At 31.6% G+C, this 8,956-nt stretch carries 11 protein-coding genes and 1 pseudogene; 2 read left to right on the forward strand and 10 right to left on the reverse strand.

Annotation, left to right across the window (positions count from 1 at the left end; genetic code table 11):
* Positions 1-5: 5 nt before the first annotated feature.
* From fabZ to rseP, 4 genes are read right to left on the reverse strand one after another with little or no spacing between them, the layout of a single operon-like run.
* Positions 6-437 carry a 3-hydroxyacyl-ACP dehydratase FabZ gene (gene fabZ / locus JR312_RS01200; RefSeq protein WP_264330828.1) on the reverse strand — a complete coding sequence of 144 codons (432 nt, stop codon included), beginning with the start codon at positions 435-437 and terminating at the stop codon, positions 6-8.
* Between the two features lie 4 nt (positions 438-441).
* Complete coding sequence (locus JR312_RS01205) at positions 442-1,002, reverse strand: OmpH family outer membrane protein (protein ID WP_416647506.1); 561 nt, start codon at positions 1,000-1,002, stop codon at positions 442-444.
* Positions 1,003-3,333, reverse strand: coding sequence for an outer membrane protein assembly factor BamA (gene bamA / locus JR312_RS01210; RefSeq protein WP_416647507.1), 2,331 nt, complete (start codon positions 3,331-3,333; stop codon positions 1,003-1,005).
* Positions 3,334-3,340: 7 nt separating this feature from the next.
* Entirely contained in the window at positions 3,341-4,456 is a 1,116-nt protein-coding gene (gene rseP / locus JR312_RS01215) for an RIP metalloprotease RseP (RefSeq protein ID WP_006014462.1), read from the reverse strand.
* A 99-nt stretch (positions 4,457-4,555) separates the two neighbouring features.
* Between rseP and JR312_RS01220 the strand changes: the two genes are divergently transcribed.
* Positions 4,556-4,822: a succinate dehydrogenase assembly factor 2 gene (locus tag JR312_RS01220; protein ID WP_010404229.1), complete on the forward strand. Its 267-nt coding sequence runs from the start codon at positions 4,556-4,558 to the stop codon at positions 4,820-4,822.
* Here JR312_RS01220 and JR312_RS01225 read toward each other — a convergent pair.
* From JR312_RS01225 to JR312_RS01235, 3 genes are read right to left on the reverse strand one after another with little or no spacing between them, the layout of a single operon-like run.
* Entirely contained in the window at positions 4,800-5,117 is a 318-nt protein-coding gene (locus JR312_RS01225) for a cell division protein ZapA (protein WP_010404232.1), read from the reverse strand. The genes JR312_RS01220 and JR312_RS01225 overlap by 23 nt on opposite strands.
* 43 nt (positions 5,118-5,160) lie before the next feature.
* Entirely contained in the window at positions 5,161-5,439 is a 279-nt protein-coding gene (locus tag JR312_RS01230; RefSeq protein WP_006014469.1) for an HU family DNA-binding protein, read from the reverse strand.
* Between the two features lie 19 nt (positions 5,440-5,458).
* Positions 5,459-7,111: a 30S ribosomal protein S1 gene (locus tag JR312_RS01235; RefSeq protein ID WP_416647508.1), complete on the reverse strand. Its 1,653-nt coding sequence runs from the start codon at positions 7,109-7,111 to the stop codon at positions 5,459-5,461.
* Positions 7,112-7,214: 103 nt separating this feature from the next.
* Here JR312_RS01235 and trmB point away from each other — a divergent pair, with 103 nt between their 5' ends.
* Complete coding sequence (gene trmB, locus JR312_RS01240; protein ID WP_264330833.1) at positions 7,215-7,859, forward strand: tRNA (guanosine(46)-N7)-methyltransferase TrmB; 645 nt, start codon at positions 7,215-7,217, stop codon at positions 7,857-7,859.
* 40 nt (positions 7,860-7,899) lie between these two features.
* On the opposite strand, the gene JR312_RS01245 is transcribed toward trmB, so the two are convergent.
* The 3 genes and pseudogenes from JR312_RS01245 to JR312_RS01255 form a co-directional block, all read right to left on the reverse strand.
* Positions 7,900-8,088, reverse strand: coding sequence for a hypothetical protein (locus tag JR312_RS01245; protein ID WP_416647509.1), 189 nt, complete (start codon positions 8,086-8,088; stop codon positions 7,900-7,902).
* Positions 8,064-8,585 (reverse strand): pyrimidine dimer DNA glycosylase/endonuclease V, encoded by a 522-nt coding sequence (locus tag JR312_RS01250; protein ID WP_264330834.1) that lies wholly within the window; start codon positions 8,583-8,585, stop codon positions 8,064-8,066. The genes JR312_RS01245 and JR312_RS01250 overlap by 25 nt, the downstream gene beginning before the upstream one ends.
* Positions 8,586-8,715: 130 nt before the next feature.
* Positions 8,716-8,956, reverse strand: a pseudogene (locus tag JR312_RS01255) (hypothetical protein); the annotation flags it as partial.

Genomic DNA, 8,956 nt, shown 5'->3' on the forward strand with positions numbered 1-8,956 from the left:
AGATTTTATTTATCTTGCAGTTTTGCTAAGATTGTTGCTCCTGCAACCTCTTCTTTTCCAACAGATGCAACACACTTAAATTTGTATACACCTAAACGCAAACCTTCAAAGTTAGATTGAAGAATTAAGGTATCTCCTGGAGTGACTGGCTTTCTGAATTTTGCGTTTTCAATGGACATAAAGTATACAACTTTATTTTCTACTGTCTTTTTATCGAGAACACATATAGCAGATGCCTGAGCTAAAGATTCAATTATCAAAACTCCTGGCATTATCGGATGGCCAGGAAAATGACCAATAAAAAATTGCTCGTTGAAAGTCACGTTTTTAATTGCTTTTATACTCATACCAGGATCGCATTCTATAACCCTATCTACTAAGAGAAAAGGATAAGAATGTGGTAGTATTTTTATAATATCATTGATATTACATTGCATAAGTCTATTCAATGTTTTGCAAAGCAAATTCGGGTATTTCCTTGTTTACATTTTTTAATACTACATCCGATAAATCTACTTCATTCATAGAATATAAAACTTGATTCTTTTTTGAAATAAATAGTACCAAATCTATGTTGTTTTTTTCTGCTGTTTTTTTAGCAACTTCTTTTATCTTGTTAAAGACACTTTCTACTGCTTCTCTATAATTTTCTTCTAAATGTGAAATTTTCTTAGCGTAATTATCCCTAACACTTACAGTATGCTTACTAAATTGTTCTGTCTTTTCTTTTTTTGCTTCTTCTGACAAAAGGTCAAATTCTTCTTTCGATGGCTTAAATTTTTCTAACTCATTTTCAAATTCCTTCTGTAATCTAGAATTCTGCTCCTTTATTTGTTGTTGTATATTTTGCAGAGCCAGAGATTCATTGATAACCTTATCACTATCAATAATGGCAGCCTTTGCATTAAGCGTGCTCTGAGGCTGATACCCTACAAACTTATACCCCACAAATAAGGAAATAATTAAGGCAATAACTGATGTAAATAACTGTATATATTTCATTTAAATCCCCGCTTCAATAGAAATTTTAACGTTTGTCGATGGTATTATGTCATAAGCTTCCTTTACTAAAGGAAACCCAAAATCTAATCTAATTCTACCAAAAGGAGAAGGCATTGAAAAGCCAAAACCTGGTGATACTCTTATAAGCTTACTATCGTAATATTCTCCACTATATACCTCTTTTTCATCTAAACCAAAAAGTGTTGCATAGTCAACAAATAGTGAGCCTTTGATACCAGTGTAGTCGTATAATTTAGGTAATGGAAAATCTACTTGCTGTGTTAAATTAAAATAAGTTTTACCTCCTAACGAGCTATCATTTTTATCTTTTGCTCTTGGTCCAATACCAGAGAGGTCAAATCCTCTAATTTCATTACCACCTTTAAAAAAGTGCTGTCCAATATTTAGCTCTTTATCGGTATAAGAGAAAATATGACCTGCTGCTATTTTAAAGCGCAGTGTTATATCATCATCAATTTTGCTTAGTATAGGGCGTGTATAAAAAGACAAAAACTCAGATTTTAGGAAATTTACATTTCCTCCCAATCCTGAAATATCTTGATTTAAGCGCAATAAATATCCCTCTTTAGGAGTATAGAGGTTATCCAGTTTATTGTACGCTAACGTGTATCCCACTGATGAAACCTGATACTCACCTTCTTGATCTCTTATTATCTCAGAGATATCCTCATCTTTTCCACCCTTATTGTCCATGTGTATGCGATTATACTTATAAGAATATTGAAAGGAATTGGTTAGATTTTCTGAGATTTTATATGATACTTTTGCTATTCCTCCCCAGTTGCAGGTATCGAAAGTAGTGTTTGGTTTGTCTTGTTTTTCATAAAAAATACTCATGCCTAGTGAAGTATCAGAGTCGTTAAAATTATTTTCAACAGCGTCTATACTAGTAGAAAGAACATATTGACTCTTTTCAAGAGCAAAAGATACCTCTTTACCACTACCAAATAAATTACGATCTGTGAAATCGGTTTTAACAAATACTCCACCAGGAAGAGACATGCCACCTGTTAAAGATAACGAGGCAGTTCTTTTTTCTTTGACATTTAAATCAAGATTTACTGCATTTTCATCCACTATATAACTATTTATTTTTACTGTTTCAAAAAAATCGCTATATATAAGTTTTCTACGTGATTTTTGAATCTCAGATGTGTTATATGCGTCGCCTTCTGCCATGCTAAGTTTTCTTCTAATTACTTTATCTAAAGTGCGGTCATTGCCATCAATGGTAATTTGGTTTATATAAATCTTTTTACCTGGTAGCACTTTGTAAGTTACATCCACAACATTGTTATGTTGTGTATATTCTGGATTAACTTTTGCAAATATATATCCTTTTTCGTTTAAATGTTTACTTATTTTTTCTGCTGTATTGTTAATTTTAACTCTATTAAATATTTGATTATTTTCCTCTTTGATAAATTCTAATATTTCTTCCCTTAAACTTAAATCCTGAATCTCAGTTTCAATATCAACTTCATTATTTCCAAATAAGTATTGCTGCTTTTCATCAATCAAAAAAGTTAACTCTATTTGGTTGTTATTATCAACCTCAACAATTGGTTGGATATTATTTTGAATATATCCCTTAGATGAATAGAAGCGATCAAGCAGTTCTGTGTTAATCAGTAGATATTGAGGTGAATAATGAGTTCCTCTTTTAAAAATGGCTCTAAATAACTTACTAAATATATCATTGCTATGCCTTTTGATAACTTGCTCTAGCTCATTTGCTGAAAAGTTTTTATTACCTATGAATCGTAAACCCTTAATTTTAGACGTTCTTCCTTCTTTTATCTTAAAAATTAGGTTTATCCTATTGCTACCAAGCTTATCTAGCTCATATGCAATTTTAACACCAATTTTACCACTGTTCCTATAAAGAGTAGCTATATTTATTAAATCGTTTTGTAATTTTGTTTCAGTGAAAATAGTTAGTGATTTTGACTGGATAACGTTATTTAGCAACTCTTTACTGTTAAATAACTTATTGCCTTTCAATATTACTTTGTTAATCAATGGATTCTCATGAATTTTTACTACTAAGTTTTTTTCATCATCGATATAGGCGTTAATACTAGCAAATAACTTTGTTTTGTATAAATCTTTTATAACTGAATCTACATCATCATCATTTATATGACTACCTGGTTCTAATTTTGTATAAAACCTTATTGTTTGATCACTTACTCGCTCATTGCCAATATACTTAATATTTTTTATCTGTACTTTTTCTTTATTTTCTAGAGCAACAAGTAGAGTGGGAAAAGAAATAAATATTATTAGTATGTGAAATAACTTTTTCATATGTATCTTAAAAAAGATGCCTAATATCATTTGTGATTGCAACTGCCATCAACAAAAACAGTATGGTAGCACCAAAAGTGACTGCATATTTTTGATATTTCAAACTCAAATCTCTACGTATAACTGCTTCTATAATATAATGAAATAAATGCCCACCATCTAGTAGTGGTATTGGCAGCAAGTTAATTGCAGCTAAATTAGCTGAAATAATTGCCATAAAATATAGAACCATAATAAGTCCCTTTTTAGCTGATTGCCCTGAATATTTTGCAATTTTTATTGGCCCACCTATTTCATTTATACTCCTTTTACCAACAACAATTTGAAAGAGTGCTTTGATTGTTAAACACATAGTGTGGTAGGTTTCATTCACTGATAGGCTAGCAGCTCCAAGAAAAGATGACTGTTTTAACCCTATCATATTAATTGAGGTAATTCCTATAGTTTTTCTTTCTATTATGTTACCAAAGACATCTCTATCCTCAACTATAAACGGAGTTAGAATAGTTCTGTACTCTTCGTTATTTCTGCTATACTTAATTTCTATTCTTGTTTCAGGGTTGGACATTATCACGCGTGAAATATCTTCAAAGTATTTTATTTTGTACTCATTGATCTGTGTAATAGTGTCACCTGGTAATAGGCCAGCTTGCTTTGCTGCACTTTCTTCAATTACATTACCAATTACTGGTGGAGTACGATAATAACCTGCCACGCTGAAAAATATTGTGAAAGCTATAACGGTAAATATCATGTTTGCAAAAGGCCCTGCAAAAACTATTGCTGCTTTTTGATATCGAGGTTTTGTATGGAATGAGTATAATTTTTCTTCTTCAGTTAATTTTTGTTGATCAACAGGAACGCTTGCTGCATTAGTATCCCCTAACATTTTAACGTAGCCACCCAATGGAAAGGCACTTAATTTCCATCTAGTTCCAGACTTGTCGTTAAAACCAAAAATTTCAGGACCAAAGCCTATAGAAAAAGATTCAACTTTAACCTTGCATGCTTTAGCGACAATATAATGCCCACATTCATGCACGAATACTATGATAGAAATTATTAAAGAAAACGATAAAAAATAATATATTCCAGCGCTAAGTTGATGAGAAATTAATTCCACCTATGTTTTAAATCTTAATCAAACGTTGAGTATATTAAAATGCGCCTTGCTTGACAAGTATTTAGTTTAGTCTTTAAATTAAAAAAAAGTTTAATGACAATGATAGATATCTCCTTATTAAGAAGAAAACTGATGTATAGGAGTTGGCATAGGGGTTGTAAAGAAACTGATATACTTTTAGGGCATTTTGCATTGAAATATCTTGATAAATTTTCCTTAAGTGAACTAATTGAATACGAAAAAATAGTTGATCTTGATGATTGCGAATTATATTGTTACATAACTCGTAAGAAACTTCTCCCCCCTGATTTGAGTAGTGAGGTAGTCGATTTGATTGCTTGCTTTAATCACTTATGCACCCAATAATCTTGTTTACCCTATCTAATACTTCAGCATATTCTACTCTTTTTTCCTCCCTATACTTTTTGCATTCTTGATTTATTTCGTCTAATCGCTTTGTTAATTCTAAAATTTTGTCTTCGAGAGTCAATGCTGCAAGTAAGAAATTTAATGCATCTGAGCCCTTACCTCCAGTTCTTTGAGATATGGAGCTAACTAGCTTGTTGAAGCTATTAGCAAGTTGTAATAAATGGTCCTTCTTTTTACTTTCGCAAGATATTTTATATGTGTTATTGTGTATAACTATTTCTACTACTTGCATATGATGCTATATTGTACAACTTTCAAATCTACAATATAGATTTTCATTCATTTATCAAGAGGGATAACTTTTTACTGCTACGAAAATAAGTTTTAAAGTATTGATGTTTTGCAACCTTCTGTGACGTCAAATTACTTGCTTCTTTCAAGTTATAGCTTCTAATTGAAAAAGAACCAAACCCCCTGATTTCAACTCTATTATGATATTTCAACGTGTTTGAAAACACTTGAAAAAAAATATCAACTATGGCTGCTATAATGACCTTATCTAACAAAAGGTGTTTTTTTGCCACTCTTGCTGTTATATCAGATTTCGTTGCCATTTATATGAAGCACAAGAAGTTATTTGGCAGATAATATGATATTATATTTTTCAACACCTACTACTTCCACTTGTATTTTTTCTGATATAGAAAACTTTTTATTTTCTGGTAAATGCTCTTGATCTACTAAAAGGGTTACATTGTTCTCAATTTCAACGATTAGACCATTTTCCTCTCTCTTATTTACAGTAACCTGCATTTTATCCCCTACTTTAACTTTCTCTATCAGTTCTTCAAGAGGATCATACTCTATTTGCTTTACTCCAAGATAAATTCTTGTTCGATCTACGTTAGCCCTTATCACTTTTGCTTCTATTTCATCACCTACATTATACTTTTTTATTTCATCTGAATTGTTTTTGGACCAACTTAGATTTTGCATATAAATTGTTCCTTCTACATCCTCAGATATCTCAGAATCATCAAAAGTCACAGATATTTGTGAACCATTGTTGCTTTTAACTTTACCAGAAACAATAGAACCAAGGGGATATTTATCAATAAATACTTGCCAAGGATTCTCTACGCACCTTTTTGTGCTTAAACTCATCTTATTTTTAATAATGTCAATACCGAGAATTTTTACATCCACTTCTTGTCCTATTGTTACAAAACTACTAATTGGTAAATTACTCTTGCTCCAAGTTATTTCTGATGAGTGTACCAAACCCGCAATCCCAGGTTTAATCTCAACAATGAATCCACAATCTTTTATACCCGTTACACATCCTTTGTGTACGCTGTTAATTGGACATTTTGACTCTAGATCTTGCCAAGGATTGGCTCCTAACTGTTTTACACCCAGGGAGATTTTTCCATTTTCTCTATCTATTTTTATAATTTTAGTTTTTATATGCTGACCACAAGAAAAAATTGCAGATGGATGACTTACATTACTCCAAGAGATATCTGTAATATGTAGCAGCCCATCTATAACTCCCACTGTATCTGATTCATGAATGCCAACAAATGCACCGTAGTTAGTGATGCTTTTTATTTTGCCTTCTACTACATCACCTTCATTTAAAGATTCTAAAAACTTAATTTTTTCACCAGCATGCAATTCCTCTAATACCAGCTTTCTTGATACTACAATATTCCCCTGCTTCTTATCCATTTTAAGCACGATGAATTTTTGTTCAGTTTCAATAAGGTGATTAGCATCTTTTATTTGCTTCAAATCCACATGACTCAGCGGTAAAAACGCACTTATTCCATCACCAAGATCAACAATAAAACCGCATTTAATTGAGCGTTTAATGATTCCTGTTACTTCATCTTTTGTAACTGCGCTTTCTTCCAATTTATTCCATTTTTCGTCTCTGATTGCTTTCTCACGACTAAGAACAACATTACCATGGTAATCTTCAATTCTTTCAACATAAACTCTAATTTTCGAGCCAACAGTGATATCATCATTACAACTGAGCTCCTTAATCAGAATTCTTCCATCTGACTTTAAACCAACATCAACCACAATGTCATTAGAATTTCTTCTTGTGATTATACCTTCTACCACATCTCCTTCTTTGATTTTGTTAGCAAAAGAATCTTCACAAAAGTCATTATCTTGATTATCAAATTGATCTTGAAATATCTCCTCTATGAACCTATTTGATAATAGTCTCTTGATAGCAACTGTACTTTCCATACCTTTTAATTTTAACTTCATTAGAACTCATATATTATATAATATTAATAATTAGTGACAAGTAAATTCTCATTAATTCATTTCGAGAATTGTTTAAGCTATAAAAGATTAAGTTATGTAAGATATGCTATCTAGGAATAATAATTGGATTAGGTCATTTTCCAGAAGATCTAGGTTGAAGTTGAATGTTTTGGAGAAGTATTCTATTAAAAACAGCAAGGAATCTATAAAAAAGATCGTAGACTTACAAAAAAGAATACGGGTAGAAATAGGTTTCGGTAATGGTGAAAATATGCTCCATCAGGCATTCAATGAATCTGATCTATTATTTATAGGATGTGAGCCTTATTTAAAGGGGGTCTCTTCCTTGCTAAAAAGCATAGAAGCACACAGCATAAAAAATATTTTAATATGGACAGAAGATGCAAGAGAATTAATTGTCAATTTTCCTGACCACAGTGTTGAAAAATTCTTTATTCTCTTTCCAGATCCATGGCCGAAAAGAAGTCACAACAAAAGACGGTTAATTAATACGGAATTTTTAAATTTATTAGCAAAAAAAATACTTGTCACAGGGGAAATATTTATTGCAACTGATCATCAGGATTATGCAGAGTGGATAGAGTTACATATAAAGCAGTGTAACTCTTTAACTTATAAGGAAGATAGTTTTGCAAATTATACCCCAACAAAATACCACAGAAAAGCGCTAGAATATCAGCGTAAAATAAAGTTTTTTAAAGTAAGTGTTATATCTAAACTGACTTAGATTTACCTCTACTTGTTAGTACAGATGTGTACATGACATTCTATAGTGCAAGTAGCCCATTATGTATTGGAAATAACAGTTCACTAAATTCTTTAATCTCACTAGGAAGATCAATAAACTTGATAAATATCAACATTATCAGCCAGCATTGCTTTTGTAGCTTCAATTTACCTTTTTTATGACCGATTTGGATAATTTTATAATCTATAGCATTTTGTCTAGCAACCAATCTGGTGCTTCTCTACCTTTTTCCCACTTAGCAAATCTCATCTTTTCTTTTAGGTAATATTCTCTATAGGCTTCTATTGGGTTACTACATTTATATCGATCAGGTAACGCTTGTGTAAAAGCTTGTATATCAGCTGATCGAAATATTAGCAAATCCTTGTTATTATTGCACCAATCTATAACTTCTTCGGATTTATGCGTTCTTTTGTATCGCAAGCTATATTCTATACACAATTCTTTTCCATGTTTTATTAACCAATCAAAGTTTCCTTTTGATTGTCTAGCCCATAAAGAACAAGGATGGTTTTTGTGAGTAAGTTTATATGGAACTTCTATATTCTGGTTTGTAATGCTAACTAAAGGATTTGGCTCTTTTAATGCTATTGAAAAAACACTGCTAAGCAATTGAGCAGTTTCTAGCGGCATTTTTACTATGTGCTTATCGCATAACATTTGTGCTGCAGTTACAGGATTTTCGTCTAATATAAAGATATTCATCTAAGCACCCAGAGATAGAATTTTTGCGTAGTATTTATTTCAATAAACCCTAAAATATCATTTAGAAAATGGATAAGTTAAATAAGCTCAGTTAAAAAAATTATACACAATTCCGAGGAACCTTTTCAAGCTACAATGAACGTATAGCTACCACTCTAGCAATATTGTTTCTCACCCACTGAAGATATTGCACGGTACTGTCTACTTGATCGTCGTGACGGGTTTCTGGAAACATTAAAATCTCATACTCAAAGTTGCTAAGCCATACTCCTTGGTTAGGGAGAAAAACCCGCTCAGATTCTATAATTGGGACAATTCGGTGAAATCGGGAACGTTCAAAAAAGTGTGTCAAACCGAAAAAAAAGTAATAA

Source organism: Wolbachia endosymbiont of Nasonia giraulti (assembly GCF_048054155.1).
Lineage (GTDB): Bacteria > Pseudomonadota > Alphaproteobacteria > Rickettsiales > Anaplasmataceae > Wolbachia > Wolbachia pipientis_C.